Annotated in this window: 10 protein-coding genes; 4 read left to right on the forward strand and 6 right to left on the reverse strand. The window is 62.9% G+C overall.

Annotated features, from left to right (window positions below; translation table 11 throughout):
• Positions 1-90: 90 nt before the first annotated feature.
• The 4 genes from ACYQ02_RS04515 to ACYQ02_RS04530 all read left to right on the forward strand — a co-directional run bounded on the left by ACYQ02_RS04515 (position 91) and on the right by ACYQ02_RS04530 (position 4,843).
• Positions 91-1,302, forward strand: coding sequence for an O-antigen ligase family protein (locus ACYQ02_RS04515; protein ID WP_460039250.1), 1,212 nt, complete (start codon positions 91-93; stop codon positions 1,300-1,302).
• 395 nt (positions 1,303-1,697) lie between these two features.
• The gene (locus ACYQ02_RS04520) at positions 1,698-2,732 is read left to right on the forward strand and encodes a glycosyltransferase (protein ID WP_460039251.1); all 1,035 of its coding nucleotides are present in this window, start codon (positions 1,698-1,700) and stop codon (positions 2,730-2,732) included.
• A gap of 157 nt (positions 2,733-2,889) precedes the next feature.
• Positions 2,890-4,107: a glycosyltransferase family 4 protein gene (locus tag ACYQ02_RS04525; RefSeq protein WP_460039252.1), complete on the forward strand. Its 1,218-nt coding sequence runs from the start codon at positions 2,890-2,892 to the stop codon at positions 4,105-4,107.
• Entirely contained in the window at positions 4,073-4,843 is a 771-nt protein-coding gene (locus ACYQ02_RS04530; protein ID WP_460039253.1) for a WecB/TagA/CpsF family glycosyltransferase, read from the forward strand. Before ACYQ02_RS04525 ends, ACYQ02_RS04530 begins: the two co-directional genes overlap by 35 nt.
• A 2-nt stretch (positions 4,844-4,845) precedes the next feature.
• Here the strand turns inward: ACYQ02_RS04530 and galE are convergent, their stop codons facing one another.
• The 6 genes from galE to ACYQ02_RS04560 form a co-directional block, all read right to left on the reverse strand.
• The gene (gene galE / locus ACYQ02_RS04535; protein ID WP_460039254.1) at positions 4,846-5,850 is read right to left on the reverse strand and encodes a UDP-glucose 4-epimerase GalE; all 1,005 of its coding nucleotides are present in this window, start codon (positions 5,848-5,850) and stop codon (positions 4,846-4,848) included.
• A 230-nt stretch (positions 5,851-6,080) separates the two neighbouring features.
• Entirely contained in the window at positions 6,081-7,484 is a 1,404-nt protein-coding gene (locus ACYQ02_RS04540; protein ID WP_460039255.1) for an IS1182 family transposase, read from the reverse strand.
• Positions 7,485-7,523: 39 nt separating this feature from the next.
• A complete protein-coding gene (locus ACYQ02_RS04545) occupies positions 7,524-8,561 on the reverse strand; it encodes a UDP-glucuronic acid decarboxylase family protein (protein ID WP_460039256.1) in 1,038 nt (345 codons plus the stop codon).
• Between the two features lie 129 nt (positions 8,562-8,690).
• The gene (locus ACYQ02_RS04550) at positions 8,691-10,139 is read right to left on the reverse strand and encodes a sugar transferase (RefSeq protein WP_460039257.1); all 1,449 of its coding nucleotides are present in this window, start codon (positions 10,137-10,139) and stop codon (positions 8,691-8,693) included.
• A gap of 49 nt (positions 10,140-10,188) precedes the next feature.
• Positions 10,189-12,126: a glycosyltransferase family 4 protein gene (locus ACYQ02_RS04555; RefSeq protein ID WP_460039258.1), complete on the reverse strand. Its 1,938-nt coding sequence runs from the start codon at positions 12,124-12,126 to the stop codon at positions 10,189-10,191.
• Entirely contained in the window at positions 12,060-16,547 is a 4,488-nt protein-coding gene (locus ACYQ02_RS04560; RefSeq protein WP_460039259.1) for a sugar transferase, read from the reverse strand. Before ACYQ02_RS04560 ends, ACYQ02_RS04555 begins: the two co-directional genes overlap by 67 nt.
• Positions 16,548-16,875: the final 328 nt, after the last annotated feature.

The raw sequence follows: 16,875 nt of genomic DNA on the forward strand, positions 1-16,875 counted from the left end.
AGTGATCGAACGCTGGCCTTGGTTCGCATTCTCTTGTTATGCCCAGTCATCCTGTGGTCTATGCTCCTCTTGGCGAAGAAGCCTCGTTATATGGCGCAGCATTATGTTAGCTGGCCAGCTGCTTTCTTCGTGTGGCTGCCTTTTCTTACGGTTGCATGGTCTGTTGATCCTGCGCTAACTGCCAGAAAAGCGCTGGTAGCATTTGTTACCTATTTATGTGCAGTATGGGTGGTACGCCATCGTACTGTGTTAACGTTCAAAATGTCTCTCGCGGCCACAACTGTGATAATGTTTCTCTCGATCATAATCGTAGCAGCGGCTCCCGAATATGGACTGTCCCAATCGATTCATTATGGGTCGTGGCGTGGTGTATTCCTGCACAAGAACGCTCTCGGTAGCTTTGCTGTTCTACACATGACCCTTGTAATCGCTGGGACGGTTACACGAACCGTTCGACCAACACTTTCTGCCATGCTGTTGATGTTAGGTGTTGTTAATGTCCTTGGTTCTGACTCAAAAACGGCCCTTGTTCTTTCTGTGCTACTTCTTGTCCTATTGTGCTTGTTAGCGCTGGTGCGACGAAGGTATGCGGCAACGCTATTTGCTTATTTAGTTATGCTAAGCGCATTGGCGAGTTCATCTTGGGTCATTTGGGTGGCAACATACTTCGACACAGACCTCGATCTAACCATGACAGGAAGGGTACCGCTTTGGTCTTCTAGTATCAGAATATTGCTCGGCACGCGTCCGTTCTTGGGCTTTGGTTATGAGGCATTTTGGACGTCGTTTGCATTGGAGACCGGCGAACGTCTTTTGCCATGGATTCCGTCTCAAGGCCATAACGGTTACATAGATATATTCCTCGCGTATGGTCTAGGGGTAGGCACGATCGTATTGGGATTCTTGATTATGACCTTTATCAAGACGACGCGGCGGTTGATGGCTGGTTTGATATCCGGTGACGTGTGGTCAGTGAGCGACTTTCTTGTCACGACTGTTTTTCTTGTCCATAATATGACGGAAAATATCATATCGGTATCATGGAGTATATGGACGCTGATGATTTTGGCCGTCTGTTTGAGCGTCTGGAACATCAGTCCAAAGGAGAAAAATACCGCCGCAACACAAGATCGAATCACGATTACCCGGACCGGTAGTTTCCTCACTAGCGTAAAGGGTGCGCCTGGCCCCGTGCGCATGAGCAACCTGTTTGGTTGTGGCGACCCTACCGCACGGATTCAGGATTCGATCGCGTTCGGGGTACGCTGCGTTCGCCACCCAACGAGGTCCGGAGACCGATAACTCTACTGATGCGATTCATCCCTGACCCATTCCGAAGACATCAAGGGCGGCCAACGACTCCAGTTCAGAGACGCCTAGGTCGCCATCTTCGGAATGCCGGTATCCCACGCTTCGTACGGGCGACCCCGAGTGAGCCGCCGGGCACCACCCAGAGAGGGGGTTGCGGACCTGATGAAGAAGGCGTAAGTGGTTGGAGTCAAAGCTCCGTGAACTCTTTGAGCCTGCGCGAACCGGCCGCTGGGGTTTGTCCGGATTCACCTTCAGCGCCCACGCCCGCCGGTAGGTCGGAGGTGCTCGGTTTGGCCTTCCTCCACAAGAGTAGCCTGGTGTAGACGTATGTCAACGAGCAACAGTCGGATAACGAACTCACACATGAGGAGAAATGGTGAGGAGACATGCGCATCCTTGCATGGCCCGCATTCAAGAATAGGAAGCACAATCCTTATAACTACTTGCTGTACTCATCACTTCAAAAACTGGGTTGTCACGTTGAAGACCTTGATCGTTGGCGATGTTGGTGGAAAACATATGATATTCTGCACATTCACTGGCCAGAGCAGCCATTGAATAGGTGGAGCATTGTAAGCTATTTGAAGATTGAGGCCTTGTTTTCATTAATCCGATTGCATAGGGCACGCGGCGCAAAAGTTGTGTGGACAGTACATAACCTGGAGCCACACGAGAAACCATCCGACTCAGTCCTCAAGTGGTATTATAGAGAATTTTTGAGGCATGTAGATGCAGCTATTTACTTGTCCGAGATGTCGCTACATTTGGCCCGCTCTAAGTATCCAATGCTTTCCAAGATTCCGAGTTCCGTGATACCTCATGGCCACTATTGGGGAGTTTACCCTGATTACGTTGACAAGAATCAAGCAAGGAATTACCTTGGTTTATCTGCTTCCGACATCGTGCTTGTGTTTTTAGGCCAAATACGTCCATATAAAGGAGTAGAAGCATTAATAGATTCTTTTCGATTCCTTCCCGGCTCTCGTGTGCGTCTGCTAATAGCCGGTAAGCCATTGAATGATAGTTATCTCAAGCACCTACTCAGCCTCGCTCATGGTGATGATCGAATTCGGTTCTTCCCGCGGTTCGTTCCGGATGAGGAGTTGCAATATTATTTGAGAGCAGCCGATTTGATGATTCTGCCGTACACAGAAATCTTGAATTCCGGCTCAGCGTTGCTTGGCCTTTCTTTTGATCTACCTGTACTGGTTCCTAGCATGGGAAGTATGCGAGAGTTGCAGTCTCTTCTGGGGAACCAGTGGGTTCGCCTTTTTGATCCTCCCCTATCAGCTGAAGCGATACAGAACGCACTTGAACAAGGTAAGCCCGCAGGAAGACCTGCACTGGAGAGACTGGATTGGGACGTGATAGCGCGGCGAACAAAAGGTTTTTACGAGATGATTAGAGACACTACTGCATGAGTGTTCGCATGTAGGCGCTCGCATTTGCGCTACATTTGAACGAGCTGCTGGCTTGGCGCTAGACCCTGACGGAATCCAGCACGTCGCCGTTGGAGACGGGATTCCTTACCTCGCGGGGACGGAATTGCAATGTCTTTGTACCGGGGGTTATGAAGGAATGAAGAGGCAACTCGGTTATCTCTCCGGGGCTCCCCGAGTCTCCACGCGTTCCGAAGCCGCCGCTTCCGGGCCGCGAGCGCATGTACTGGGCATCGTGGAAGCATTTGAGCGCTTGGGGTGGGACGTCAAGCGCTTCATCGTGGGGGACCGTGTGCCGCCAAGCTGGGTGAGCCAAGAGGCCGAGCACGCCCTTCACCGGAGCTACCTCAGGCGCCTGGCGGCTGACCTGGTACGCATTGGGATATGCATGGCTAATGGCCGCCGAGCTGTGCGGGAGCTAATGCCAGTTGACTGGGTATACGAGCGTTTTGCCGCGTTTCAAGCATTGGGCAAATGGTTCCGGCGGCAGGGAGTGCCTTGGATTCTCGAAACTAACGGACTGTTTTATAAGGAAGCGGCCTCTGACCGCTTGACACTCGCTCTTCCCCAGGTGGAGCGCTATCTGGAAAAGCAAGCCTACCACGCTGCTGATGTCGTGGTCTGCGTTAGTGAATCCTTGAAGAAGTTACTGATTGAGGAAGTGAACCTGAATCCCGAGAAGATCATCGTTGTTCCCAACGGTGTTGACGTGCAGCGGTTTAATCCTGCTACTGTACGGCCTATAAGAGTATTCCCTTCACCTGTCATTGGGTTCGTGGGAACGCTCCACTCTTGGCAAGGGGTGGACACCCTTATCCGTGCCGTCGCAGAGGTTGAACGCGAAGGCGTGAAGTATAGCGTTGTGATAGTAGGCGATGGGCCCATGCGCGTCGAGTGGGAAAAATTAGCCAGGACTCTAGGCGTAGCTAACAGTGTGCGCTTCATGGGCCGTATGCCCTGGGATCAGATACCCAGCTACATTGCCGGCTTTGACCTGACCTACTCCGGCCACGTGCCACTTACAGTAGGAACAATGTACCACTCGCCCCTAAAGCTATACGAGTACATGGCCATGGGCAAACCCGTGGTTGCTGCGGAATTCACGGATGCTAAGCGGCTCATCCGAGAGAGCGAGACCGGCTACCTGTTCGATCCAGGCAACGTAGATGACCTAAAGCGTACACTTTGGCGGGCCTACGCGGAGCGAGAGGCCTGGCCCAGGATGGGCAAACGGGCTCGGGCAGAAATTGTGGCCAAGCATAGCTGGGAAGCCCGTATATCAGAGATGATTCCCAAAATTGAGGCGATTCTGGAGGACAAGTATGGCACGGCTTACCCTACTAGGCGTACAAGTTGACTTGGTGAGTATTCATGAACTCAATGCACTGATCGCCGCAGCAGTGGCCAAAGGGAGTCGGGTTCTCATTGGCCACCACAACCTGCACAGCGTGTACCTGTATCACCGCGACCCAAAGATGCGTGCTTTTTACGAGCGGGCCACCGCGATTCACATCGACGGCATGCCCCTTGTCTACTGGGGCCGTCTCCTCGGCTACCCCTTGGAGGCCCGGCACCGAGTGACCTACGTGGACTGGGTTCGCCCCCTGATGACAGAAGCGGCAAAGCGGTGCTGGCGGGTATTCCACCTCGGGGGGAAACCGGGCGTAGCGGATCAGGCGGCTCAGGTGCTCCGTAAGGAGTTTCCCGGTTTACAGCTCGAGACCCATCACGGTTACTTTGACATGTACGGCGAAGAAAATGAGCGGGTGTTGGACCTCATTGGCGCGTATGGACCGAATGTGCTTCTGGTGGGTATGGGCATGCCACGGCAGGAGCACTGGGTTCTTGACAACTGGGAGAGAATCAAGGCTAATGCGGTGCTTACCTCGGGAGCCTGCTTTGACTATGTAGCGGGCGCCATCCCCACGCCGCCCCGCTGGATAGGCCCGCTCGGGTTAGAGTGGTTTTACCGGCTTATCTCCGAGCCTCGGCGCCTGTGGCGGCGGTATCTAGTAGAGCCTTGGGGGCTTATCCCGCTCATGGTAGCTGACCTAGCCCGTACACCAAAGAGAAGGAGTCCCTCGAACGAGTAGCCTTACAGCCCGCGTCCAGGCCCGGCCTGACCCTGGGTTAAACGTTTGGCGTGCCACCGATAAGCAGTTTCTATAATACACTCGATTTCCGTATATCTTGGCTCCCAACCTAGCAACGCCTTCGCTTTCTCCACATTTGCTACTAACACCGGAGGATCGCCGGGGCGCCTTGGGGCCTCTCGGACAGCAACCTCCTTTCGACTGACGTGCTCCACCGCCGCAATTACCTCTCGCACCGAATAGGGCTTACCAGTCCCCAAGTTCAGTGCCGTACTCTCTGCACCATCCAACAAATAGTGGAGGGCAAGCACGTGCGCTTCTGCAAGGTCCGCCACGTGAACATAGTCCCGAACTGCAGTGCCATCTCGTGTCGGATAGTCGGTCCCGTAGATCTCAACGTACGGCCTTTGCCCTAAGGCCACCTCGATGACTAGGGGGATCAGGTGGGTCTCGGGGTCGTGAGCTTCGCCCAACTCCCCGTCTGGATCAGCACCGGCAGCGTTGAAGTACCGCAGTGCTGCCCAGCGAAAGCCATAAGCCTCCTGATACCACCGCAGAGCTCGCTCGATGAATAGCTTGGACTCACCATACGGGTTCACAGGCCGCTGCGGATGGTCCTCGGGGATTGGTACAGATTCAGGAACTCCGTAGGTAGCGCAAGTCGACGAGAAGACAATATGTTTGACTCCCGCATCTTGCATCGCATCAAGAAGATTTAGCGTGTTCACTACGTTGTTACGAAAGTACTTTCGCGGGTTTTGCACAGACTCTCCCACGTACGCGCTAGCAGCGAAATGAATAACAGCTTCCACCTGATATGCTTGCAATGTTGCTCTAATGGCTGCCTTATCCGCTAAATCCGCCTCGATAAGGGGCCCCCACTTCACCGCCCAGCGATGCCCTGTGCTCAAGTTATCGAACACTACCGGCTCAAATCCAGACCTTGCCAACGCCTTGGCGGTGTGGCTGCCGATGTAACCGGCTCCCCCGGTAACGAGTACCCGCAAGGTGCCACCTCCAATGTCCGACATGCCCGTCCAGTGACGCAGACTAGAGGTATTCTATCCCATCTGAATGCTTGATCACTCGTGCGTCTAGTTGTAGACACTCTCTTTCATGAGCCTGTTTCACTGATCCTGACGAGATCAGAACTGGGGGAACGTACCGGGTCGATTCGGCCATGTCCCGTGGGCTGACGGTCAGGACGGGGTAGGCCGGCGGCCCGGTCGTTACCCTTCTACGCCAACGCGGCCGCCATCCAACCAAAGGGTGAGGATGCGGACCCCTTCGTTACCTTCCGCCAGAGCTTCAGCAAGTTATGGGTCAGGCAGAGCAGCTTCCACTCGCTGTCACACGCCGCCAGACCCCGACGCAGGAACCGGTCGGCCCCTCGCACGGCCTTGATCTGCCCGAACACCGGCTCCACGGTCTGGCTGCGCTTGGCGTAGATCGCCTGCCCTCGCCGGGTCCGCAGCTTACGTTCCATCCGCTCCCGCAGGCTCAGCCCTTTGGGGATCCGGCCCCGCGGAGGGGGTGCATCCTTCCAGGCTTGGCGCTGCTTCCACTCCTTGCTCGTCGCCAGGAACAGTTCCGGCCCATCCGCCGGTGCCTGCTTCACGTTCGCCTCGCTCCAGTACCCCGCGTCGGCGACGACGGCCCGGATGGGCTTGTCCACGCCCGCGGCCCGCAGGTTGGCTTGCGCCTGCTGGAGCATCGGGTGGAGTTGGCCCACGTCGTTGGCGTCCTGCGTCACCGCCGCGGCCACGATGAGCTGGTCTTCGGTCACCACCGCCTGGGCGTTGTACCCTTGCACAAAGCCCTGCCGGGTCTTCATGATCCGGCTGTCCGGGTCCGTGACGTTCGTCTTCGCCGCCGGATCCACCGAGGGATCCGGCGCCTTCGGCTTGCGCCCCCGCCGCTTCTTGCCGGTCGCCTGCTCCTGCGCCTTCCGCTCCTCGATGCGGGCCTGCTGCCGGGCGGCTTCCCGGGCCGCCTCGTCCTCCAGCCGCCGCTTGCATGCCTTCAGCCGCTCCAGCCGGCTCGCACGGTGGCGCAGCTCCTCCGGCAACTCGTCCCCACGACGCCCGGAGCCGTACCGCTCATCTTCTTCCCGGTCCGTGGCCTCCGCCTCCCGGAGCATCTTCTCCACTTCCTGGCGAATCGCATCGTCGGTTCGGTTGGCCGCCAGCGAGGCGTTGGCCTTGACTTTCGTCCCGTCCAGTGCCACCACGCCGACCTTCACGAGCCCCGCCTCGCGGCACAGCCGCAGCACCTGCGTGAACAGCTCGGCCAGTTCCCGCTCGTGGCGCTGGCGGAAGCGGGCAATGGTCACGTGATCCGGCTTCTGGTTGGCGGTGATCACCCGGAAGGCCACGTCCTCGAGGCACAGTCGCTCGATCCGCCGGCTGGACCGCTCGCCGACGCAGTAGGCGTACAGCAGGAGCGTCACCATCATGGCGGGGTCGTAGCTCTCCCCGCCCCATCCGTCGGCGCGGTACTTGCTCCGAAACGCCCGCAGGTCCATCTGCTCGACGGCGTCGATTAGAAACCAGGCCAGGTGGTCCTCGGGCAGCCAGTCGCGAAGGCTCGGTGGGAGCAGGTACAGTTGGTCACGGTTCACCGGGCGAAAGTTGTAGGCCATAGGGACACCTCGGGCGATGGCGAATGCGAACCAATGGCCTCACTTAAACCCACGTGGGCGCAATCCTGTGGAAATACCTGGGTTCGTGAAACAGGCTCTCATAACACCAGCAAAATAGTCTATCGTTACGCGCAAGCCCTCCTCTAAAGGAGTAATCGGTTCCCAACGCAAAACAATTCTTGCCTTGGTTATGTCCGGGCATCTCTTGCGGGGATCATCGGGAGGAAGGGGTTTGTACACAACATTCAGTTCAACGCCACAAATTTCCGCAATGGTCCTTGCGAACTCCAAAATTGTGCGTTCTTCTGGGTTACCAATATTAAAGACCTCGCCCGTTGTGCCTGGATATGTCATTGCGCGAAAAATGCCTTCGATCTCGTCCTTTACAAAGACAAAGCTACGAGTCTGGGAACCGTCGCCATAGACTGTCAGCGGCTCGCCCCGCAACGCTTGGCAGACAAAGTTCGGCACTACTCGACCATCGTTAATTTGCATGCGTGGACCATATGTATTGAAAATGCGTACGATACGTATGTCAACTCCGTACTGGCGATAGTACTCCATTGATAAGGCCTCAGCAAAGCGTTTACTCTCGTCATAACAGGCACGTTCTCCTATCGGGTTTACATTACCCCAATAGTCCTCCCTTTGAGGGTGGACCTGGGGATCGCCATAGGCCTCAGACGTACTTGCCAAGAGAAACCTAGCCTTGTGGGCTACCGCAAGATCTAACATATTCTTTGTACCAAGGGCGTTGGCCATCATGGTTTGAATGCTTAGCCGACGGTAATCTTTCGGACTTGCCGGGCTAGCGAGATGCCAGATGTAATCATACCGAAGTGGCGGGAGCTCTAACTCCTCCGTAACATCGCCAGTGACAAAGATGAAACGCTCGTCCTTGCCGATAACATGTTCCAAGTTTCTTGCGCTTCCGGTACTGAGGTTATCCACACCGACCACTAGGTGGCCTTCGGCCAACAGCTTGTCCACCAAGTGACTGCCGAGGAACCCTGCTGCGCCCGTGACTAGTGATACTTTCTGGTTATTTTGGTCTACGTGTTCAATCTTGTTGAACAACATCATCCCTCCACGCGCACGCTAGGTTGTGGTAACTGCTAGCACAGGTGTAATTGTACCATAACTTACCGGTAGCTCGCTATCCACAGTCACATCCCTTCGTATTTTCTCCCTTTCCAAGGAGACGTGCTACGTTACGCGACCAACTTTAGAGCACTCTGTACCAGTGGGTTCTGATTCTACGCGCATTCTAGGTAACAGTACCAGGGGTACCGTTCGCAACAGGATCAAGAGATCGCGGTCCGGTCGCCATCCCATTGTGTATCGTAAATCAAGCCGAAGCTTACAATCGGGCTCCGTATGGTACCTGGTCAGAACCTGAGCCAGCCCTGTGATTCCCGGTTTGACGGCTTCCCGTGCCCGAAATAGCGGATTACGCTCGGTGAATTTGGTTACCAGTTCAGGCCGTTCCGGTCGGGGCCCAACCAGGCTCATTTCGCCTCGAAGGACATTAACCAGCTGGGGAAGCTCGTCGAATCGGGTCGAACGCAACACTTGTCCAATTCGGGTGATTCGCAGATCATCCTGCTGAGACCAGACTGGACCCGTCTCCCTCTCAGCGTCCACCACCATTGTACGGAACTTGATCAGGTCGAACAGCTTCCCGTCGCGCCCCACCCTGCACTGCCTGTAGAACACCGGCCCCCTATCCTCAAGCCAGATCAGGAGGGGCACCACCATGAACACTGGGAGGAAGATAAGGAATAACACGATCCCTCCCAGCACATCGATCGCCCGTTTCAGGATTCGCTGCTCCACCGGAAGGAACAGGCGCTGAATCTCCAACAGGGGGATGTCAGTAATCTGGCTGTGCCGGCCTCCGGCCACCAGGACCTCGTATGTGTCCGGTACGAGGTAAGTCTCCGCTTGGTTCTGCATAGCCCAGACGACGATCTGCTCACGATCCTCCACCCGGACGTCGGGTGTGACCATGACCCGCTGGGTTGCCGGTGGTTCCTCAAGGAAGGCCCTTGGGGACATGCACCGGTGAACGATTACGTACGACGGTAACCGCCGTTGCCAAACCTCGGGTTGCGTGGAAATCAGGGCCACCGGCCTCTCCCGCCAGGCGTTCCTGGCCCACCGGGCAAAGGGAACGCGCCACAAGGTCACCAGAGACGCGGCGATCACTCCGGCTGCCAACCAAGCTGAACCTACCGCTAACGGCGGGCTCCCGGGTCTATAGAAGTGGAGCACCGCTGTCGTCAGAGGAACGGACCAAAGACCGGCGGTGAACACATCGCGGCCGAGTTCGAAATACGGGCGGTGCAAGTCCCGGTAACCCCTGTAGAGGACAAGAAAGACGAGGGCCGACATGACCGGGACCACGGCAGCGAACGGGTCCTCCAACCACGGCCTAAGATCGAGACGTACCGGGGTTCCATGCACCAATCCGCCCACGTAGGTCCCCGCGACGTGGCCCGTTAGAACCGAGACTGCATCCCCGATCCCAAGGAGCACGAGCCGCCAGTAGCTGCCAAAAATCGCGCGGAACGTGATCGGCTCGTTCCGGGTAAATGGGGGTAAACCTTGCGGGCCGGCGGTGGCCTCTCGGAAAGGCGTTGCAGACCCCCTCATTCCTGTGACCTCCCCTCTTCGGGTGCTTCCGGCTTTCGCGCCTGCCCGCTCACCGGGAAACCGTGTGTGACCCGGATTTAGGAGAAGTCACCGGGGCGGTGAGAGGTGTAAGCAGGTCACGGTACAGGCGCAGCAACCGCTGCTGCATGATCCGCCACGAGAAGTGCTCGTCATAAATGCGCCGCACCCGGACCGCGAAGGCCCTCCTCTCCTCCCCCGTCCACCCGGCCGCGTCCTGCAACACCGCCTCCAGGCGGCCCGTGTCGCCATACGACACCACGTACCCCAACTCCAAGGCTTTGACCCGCCGGTCGATCCCGGTGCCTTCCGCCACCACGATGGGCTTCCCCAATCGCATGGCCTCAAATAGCTTGTTGGGGCTGGAGTACCGGTAATTGGGGACGGACGGGTCGTAGGTAGCCACCAACACGTCGGCCCGAACGTAGACCTCCATGCAGCGGTGATGGGGCACGCGCCCATGGAAACGAACGTTAGGCAGGGCCGCAGCCGCCTTCCGGATCAGGTATTCCTCCGCCCCGAACCCACCCAGGTCCAGTTCCCACTCCGGGTGCCGGCGCATGACCTCAAGGAGTTCCAGCAGTCCTCGGTCGGCCTGTAGCAGGCCGATGTATGCCAGGCGTAGCCCTCGCCGGGACGGCAGCCCGCGGATGACGTCCTTGGAATCCCAGTCCGGGCTGTTATAGACGATCTCCAGCCGGCGGGGGCGGGCCTTCCCAAGCTGGGGGAGGCGGTTGTCGTCCGCCAGGATCACGGCGTCGGCCCACCTCAGGAGCCAGCGGTCCAGCCGGGCCAGGCAGCGACGCAGGAAACTGGGCAGCCCCCGCACCGTGTCGGCGTACCAGTCGAAGATGTCGTAGACCACCCCCTTGCCCAGGAGGAGCTTCACGAGCAGGGCGGGCACCAGGGTGTCGAAGTCGCAGGAGTGGATGACGGAATAGTGCCGCCGGTGGAACAGGAGCCAGTACACCAGCTGCAGCTGCCACCGCAGTAGGGCCGGCAGGTTGCGGGGGCCCGCCCCGTAGCGGCCCCGGGCCCGGAGGCGCACCACCGGCCCATAGGGGGCCAGCTCCAGTTCCGGAAAGCTGCCTTCCCGGTCCCACCCCACCACCGTCACCCTGAACCCCTCCCGGGCCAGGGTGCGGGCGACCCGCTCCACCCGGGGGTCGGGGGCCACGGGATTGGACCTCAGGATTACCACGCTCTTCGTTCGGGGGGCGACCGTCCGGGTTACGGCCCGGGCCGCGAGGCCTACCGCCCCGCCCAGCATGAGGTACGCCAGGGTCCACTGCAGTGTCGCACCGGGCTCCTTGACGAAGCCGCCCGCGGCGAAAAGGGCACACGCAGCGTAGACCCAGCCGGGTCCACCGGGCAGCACAGGCGGGACGCTGGAGCGCACGGAACTCGCACGGGGCACAGTCAGGCCGTCGCTGGGGTTGGAGCCTGAGGAAACCTCTCTGATCCGGCCGGTCGAAGAGAGCCCGGCTACGTCGGGCATGCCGCAGGCCCGGCGCCCGTCCCGCTGCTGCCCCGGTGGCTCGTCGGGGAGCCCACTTCTCATGGCCCCGCGGCGCCAGAGCCACCGGTCGCCCCCGGCCGCCAGCAGCCCCGCCAGGACCCCTGCCGCGGGCAACGGCCAGGGCCCGAAGTTCAGGTAGACCTCCTGGGATAGGGTCACGTTGAGACCGAAGCGGGTCTTCCAGTAGAAGTGCTTCCATCGGTACTCGTTGAGGAGGTCGGCGGCCGTCCGCCAGCGGGTAGCCTGCCGGGCGGGAGGAGTCAGGAACCGGGCCGGGATGGCGGCCAGGGTCGACCCGCGGCGGAACCCGTGCTCGGCCGCATAGCCCTGGGCCAGGACCCAGACGTCGGCGTGGTCGAAGGTGGCGCCCTTGAGGAGGAGACCTATACCCGAAATAGGATCCTCACCACCGTGCGTGGCAGAACCACGATATCCCGAACCAGTCGCCACCCGGCCACATACCGGAGATCCCAAAGAACCTTCACGGCAGGCAAAGTTTGGTACGACCCCTCGACCTGGGCGAGGCCGGTAAGCCCCGGTTTGACGGCCTCCCGGAGCCGGAAGGCCGGTTCGTCCGCTGCGAACCGGGCGGCCAGCTCAGGGCGCTCGGGCCGGGGGCCCACCAGGCTCATCTCGCCCCGCAGCACATTGACCAGTTGGGGCAATTCGTCGAGATGCGTCGACCGTAACATTCGTCCAATTCGCGTCACCCTTGGGTCGTCCTGCCGGGCCCAGACGGGTCCGGTGGTGCGTTCGGCGTCGACCACCATGGTCCGGAACTTCAGGATGGTGAAGGGGCGGCCGTGGAGGCCCACGCGCGTCTGGCGGTAGAGGACGCGGCCGCGGTCGTCCAGCCAGATCAGCAGGGGGATCAGGGCGAAGGCCCAGGCGAAGAGGACCAGCAGCGCCAGGCTCCCCATCACGTCCAGGATGCGTTTCACCAGGCGGGCGGCGGGGGACGGCGCCAGGGGGCCTACCCGGAGCAGGGGCATGTCGTCCAGCTGGCCCCAGCGGGCGCCGGCCAGGAGCACCTCGTAGGGGTCGGGGATCAGGTCCACGGCCATGCCGTTGCCCAGCGCCCAGAGCAGGACGTGGCGGCGGACGGCCGGAGAGACATGGCGGCCGATGAGGACCCGGGGAACGCGGCCCGGGGTCCGGGGAGCCGGAAGACGGCGCTCGGGCGACCGGGAGACCGGCGGGGAGGAGTCGGGCGGCGGGTTGCTGGACCCTTCGGGTCGGGCGCTTTGATTCGTGGCAACGTCGACGGACAGGTGATTTTGGTCAACATCGACGGACGGGTGATTTGGGGCAACGTCGAGGGACGGGTGGCCCATGCTCGTGTTTGGCCAAGCCAGAGAGTCCACAGGTTCACAGTCCCGCGGCTCGGTGCAATCCAGTCCACTGGTGGTGGAATCCAGTCCACTGGTGGCGCCATCCAATCCAGTGGTGCAACCCCATCCATAGGAGTTGAAGGGTTCGCGCTGCCGGTGCACCTCTTCCTCGTGCACCGTCACCACGTCCCGGTACAGCCGAAGCAGGCGCCGCTCCATCCGGGGCCAGCCCCAGCGACGGCGGTACAGCCGCCGGGCGCGGCGCGAGAAGGCGCGGCGCCGTGCCGGGGTCCACCCCGCAGCCTCGGTCAGGGCGGCCTCCAGCGCCTCGATGCTCCCGTAGGGCACCACCCACCCCAGCCGGTGGCGCCGGACGCGGCGGTCGATGCCCGTCCCCCGGGCCACGATCACCGGCTTCCCCAGGGCCATGGCCTCGAAGACCTTGCTGGGGCTGGCGTAGCGGTGGTTGGGGATGGCGGGATCGTAGAGGGCGGGGATCACGTCGGCCCGGGCGTAAAGCTCGCGGCAGCCGGCGTGGGAGACCCGCCCGTGAAACCGCACGTTGGGTAGGTCCTCCGCCGCCTGGCGGAGGACCGGTTCTTCCGGACCGAAGCCGGCCAGGTCCAGGTGCCATTCGGGGTGACGGGCCAGGACGGCAAGCAGTTCCTGCAGGCCCCGGCCGGGCTGGAGGGTGGCCACGTAGGCGAGGCGCAGGGTAGGCCCTTCCACGGCGGCGCGGCGCGAAATGGGCCTTGCCCTCTGTTCCCGACCCTGAGTCCAATCCCGGCACCCCGCCCCTGCTTCGTCCCGTGGCCCTGGCGCTTCGCCCTCGCCCTGCCGCGGGACCCGTCCCGCCCTCTCGCGCTCGCTCTCCCCCTGCCGCTCCCCCTCCGGCTTCTTCCCCTGGTGGGCTCGGTGGGATGGTGCCCTGGCCGTGGATGGCGTGGTCCCCTGCCTCTTCCCCTCCGGCTGCTCATGGCGCCGCGGCTGCCCCTCGCCCTCCCGCTTCGCCTCCTGCTCCCCCTCCCAGTCCGGGCTGTTGTAGATCACCGCCAGGCGGCGGGGGCGGGCGGCGCCCAGCTGGGGCAGGCGGCGTTCGTCCGCCAGGATAACGGCGTCGGCCAGGGTGAGCAGGAGCCGGTCCAGGGCGGCCAGGAGGCGGCGGGCGGGGCCGGGGAGGCCGGTGACGGTGTCGGCATACCAGTCGAAGATGTCGTAGACCACGGCCTTGGAGCGGGGCGCGGGTCCTTCCCTGCCTCCGCGGAGCCGGCGCCGGGCGGCGGGACGGATCGAAGCCAGCCCCTTGATCGCCAGGGCCGGGAGCAGGGTGTCGAAGTCGCAGGCGTGGATCACATCGATCTGGTGCCGCAGGCGCCAGAGCCGGAGGAACAGCTGCAGCTGCCAGCCCAGCCAGGCGGGCAGGTTCCGCAGGCCCCGGCCGTAGGCGGACCGGTTCCACCCGAGGACATGCACCCGGTAGCCCGCCCGCGAGAGGGTTCGTTCCAGCCGCTCGACCCGAGGGTCAGGGTCCACCGGGTTGGAGCGGCAGATGGCCACGGCGGGGGGCCGCGGGGGCGGGGGCGGGTTCGTCCGGTGGACCCGGCGGGCGGCGCAGCGGCCGGCGGCGGCGTCGATCGCGGCGCCCAGGACCGCGTAAGCGGCGGTCCACACCAGGGTGCTGCCGGGGTCCTTGGTGAAGGCCGCGGCGGCCAGGTGGGCGCAGGCCAGGTAGAGGGTGCGGGGCCGGAGCCGGAGCGGGGGTCGCAGCGGGTCGCGACCGGCCCCGGACGAACCCGCCGAGGCCGGCTCACCCGGCGCACCCGGCGAACGGGGCACCGGGCGGGTTCCGGCGGCTGCCGCCAGCCAGGCGTCGGCCAGGGCGGCCAGGCCCCCAGCCAGGGCGCCGGCCACGGGCACCGCGGCGGCCCCGAAGTTGAGATAGGCCTCCTGGGCCAGGGACACGTTGAAGCCGAAGCCGGTCTGCCAGTAGAACTGGCGCCAGCGGTAGGTGTTGAGCAGGTCGGTGGCCGTCAGGTGGCACGCCTGGCCGCGGGCGGCGGGGGTCAGGACCCGGGCGGGGAGGGCGGCCAGGGTGCGGCCGTGGAGGGGGCCGTGGGTGGCGAAGAAGCCCTGGGCGATCACCCACACGTCGGGGCCGTCGAAGTTGGCGCTGCGGGTGATGAAGCCGGCGGGGCCCCTTCCGGCGGGGGCGGCCGGGGTCGCCGCCCGGGGCGCCGGGGCCGGGGGTGGCGGGGAAGGCCGGATGCTGGGGGCGTGTTGGGACGGGGTGGCGGCCCAGGGTAGGGCGCAGGCCGGGATGCCCGGACGGGCCCGGGTTGCCGTGGTGGTGTCGCCCCCCGGATCCCGGTCCCCGGTGCCCGGGTGGGCCGCCGGGGTAGCGCCTCCGAGGGCGGCCGTCGTCGCCGGTTGGGCGGGCCGGGTGCGGGGCGGGTCGGGATGTGGCGGGACCAGAACCGACACCAGGGCCGTCGCCGCGGGCCGGGCGGCGGCCAGGAGGACCAGAAGCCCCAGGACCAGGGCCGCCAGCCGCCGGTTCGTCCAGGGGCGCCGGGCCTCGTCGACGAAAGCGGTGGCCACCAGGGCGTTGAGCAGAAAGCCCCGCTGGTAGAGGAGCAGCAGCAGCCCGGCCGCCAGCAGGGACCCGGCCGCCAGGGTGATGGGGGCGCCGGCCCGCCGGTCGCCGGGGGTCGGGGCGGTGGCCCGGGCCAGGGGCAGGCTGGCGGCCAGGGGGATCACCGCCAGGGGGAAGAGGATCTTCCCGAAGGGGACGGCGGCGGTGACGGTGGTACCGCCCCGGTGACCGGGAAGCCAACGCCCGCCGGAGAGGACGTGCATCGCCACCACGGCCCCCACCCCGACGGCCAGGGACAGCAGCCAGGCGATCTCCAGGTGGCGCCTGGCCCGGCTCCCGTCCTGCAGCCCGTCCTGGTTTCGGTCCGGGGTCTCCCCTTCCCAGGGGCGGAACCGCCCCCGGACGCCGGGCGCCCCCCGGCTCCCGGCACGGGACCACACCACCCCGTACACCGCCACCAGGGCGGCGGCGAAGGCCAGCTGCAGGGCCAGGCCCCGGTTGTAGGCCGCCCAGCCGGCCGGTTCCACCGGCGTGGGCGGCAGGAAGGAGACGGCGGCGCCTTCGGGAACCAGGGCGGCAGGCAAGCCGTAGAGCAGGTAGCCGCCCGTGAGGGCGTTCAGCAGGGGGCGCAGGCCGTAGGCCAGGGCGTGCAGGCCGAGGAAGACGTGAAACCCGCTGAGGCGCGGGCGCCGGGTGCGCCAGAGGGCCACGGCTACCAGGAGCAGGTGGGCCAGGGCCAGCAGCAGGGTCGTCACGGCCCCCGAAACCGCCCCCTCGGACAGTTGGACCAGGTGGGCCGGCTGTGGCGGCTCGGACAGCAACGCCAGTTGCGGGAGGGGCAGCGACTGCAACGGCTGCGACGGGTACAACGGCTGCCACGGCGCCGGGTGCGACGGGTGCAACGGCTGCAACGGCTGCGACGGCGACGGGTGCGGCCCGAGGGACATGGCATTCCTCCTTCCCCACCCGCGGGCGGGGGTTTCCCTTCCGGCGGGATGGACGCGGTTCCTTGCGGTTCCTCCTGTTCCAGTCATCGGTGGAACCGGAAAACGGATGAGGCTGCTCTATGGTGGCAATTGTTTCCGGTGCACCGGCGACGGGCGCGGGCGACGGGGAACGGCCGCGGCCGGTGGGGGCGCCATGGTGCCCGTCGTGCCGGGGGGCCGGGCCGGCCTGCCGGGCGACGGCCTGCCGGGCCACCGGCCCCGCAACCACTTCCCTCGCCGTGCGTATTACCGGATGAACCGGCTGTCGGCCGTAGACCGCAACCGGACG

The sequence above is a fragment of the Thermaerobacter litoralis genome, from assembly GCF_054654595.1.

What these genes read in the sequence shown, in the direction of transcription:
- ACYQ02_RS04550 (WP_460039257.1), bottom strand. Translation starts at nt 10,139, where the DNA reads ATGAGGGGGTCTGCAACGCCTTTCCGAGAGGCCACCGCCGGCCCGCAA.
- ACYQ02_RS04525 (WP_460039252.1), top strand. Translation starts at nt 2,890, where the DNA reads ATGAAGAGGCAACTCGGTTATCTCTCCGGGGCTCCCCGAGTCTCCACG.
- ACYQ02_RS04540 (WP_460039255.1), bottom strand. Translation starts at nt 7,484, where the DNA reads ATGGCCTACAACTTTCGCCCGGTGAACCGTGACCAACTGTACCTGCTC.
- ACYQ02_RS04530 (WP_460039253.1), top strand. Translation starts at nt 4,073, where the DNA reads ATGGCACGGCTTACCCTACTAGGCGTACAAGTTGACTTGGTGAGTATT.
- ACYQ02_RS04515 (WP_460039250.1), top strand. Translation starts at nt 91, where the DNA reads ATGGCGCAGCATTATGTTAGCTGGCCAGCTGCTTTCTTCGTGTGGCTG.
- ACYQ02_RS04560 (WP_460039259.1), bottom strand. Translation starts at nt 16,547, where the DNA reads ATGTCCCTCGGGCCGCACCCGTCGCCGTCGCAGCCGTTGCAGCCGTTG.
- ACYQ02_RS04520 (WP_460039251.1), top strand. Translation starts at nt 1,698, where the DNA reads ATGCGCATCCTTGCATGGCCCGCATTCAAGAATAGGAAGCACAATCCT.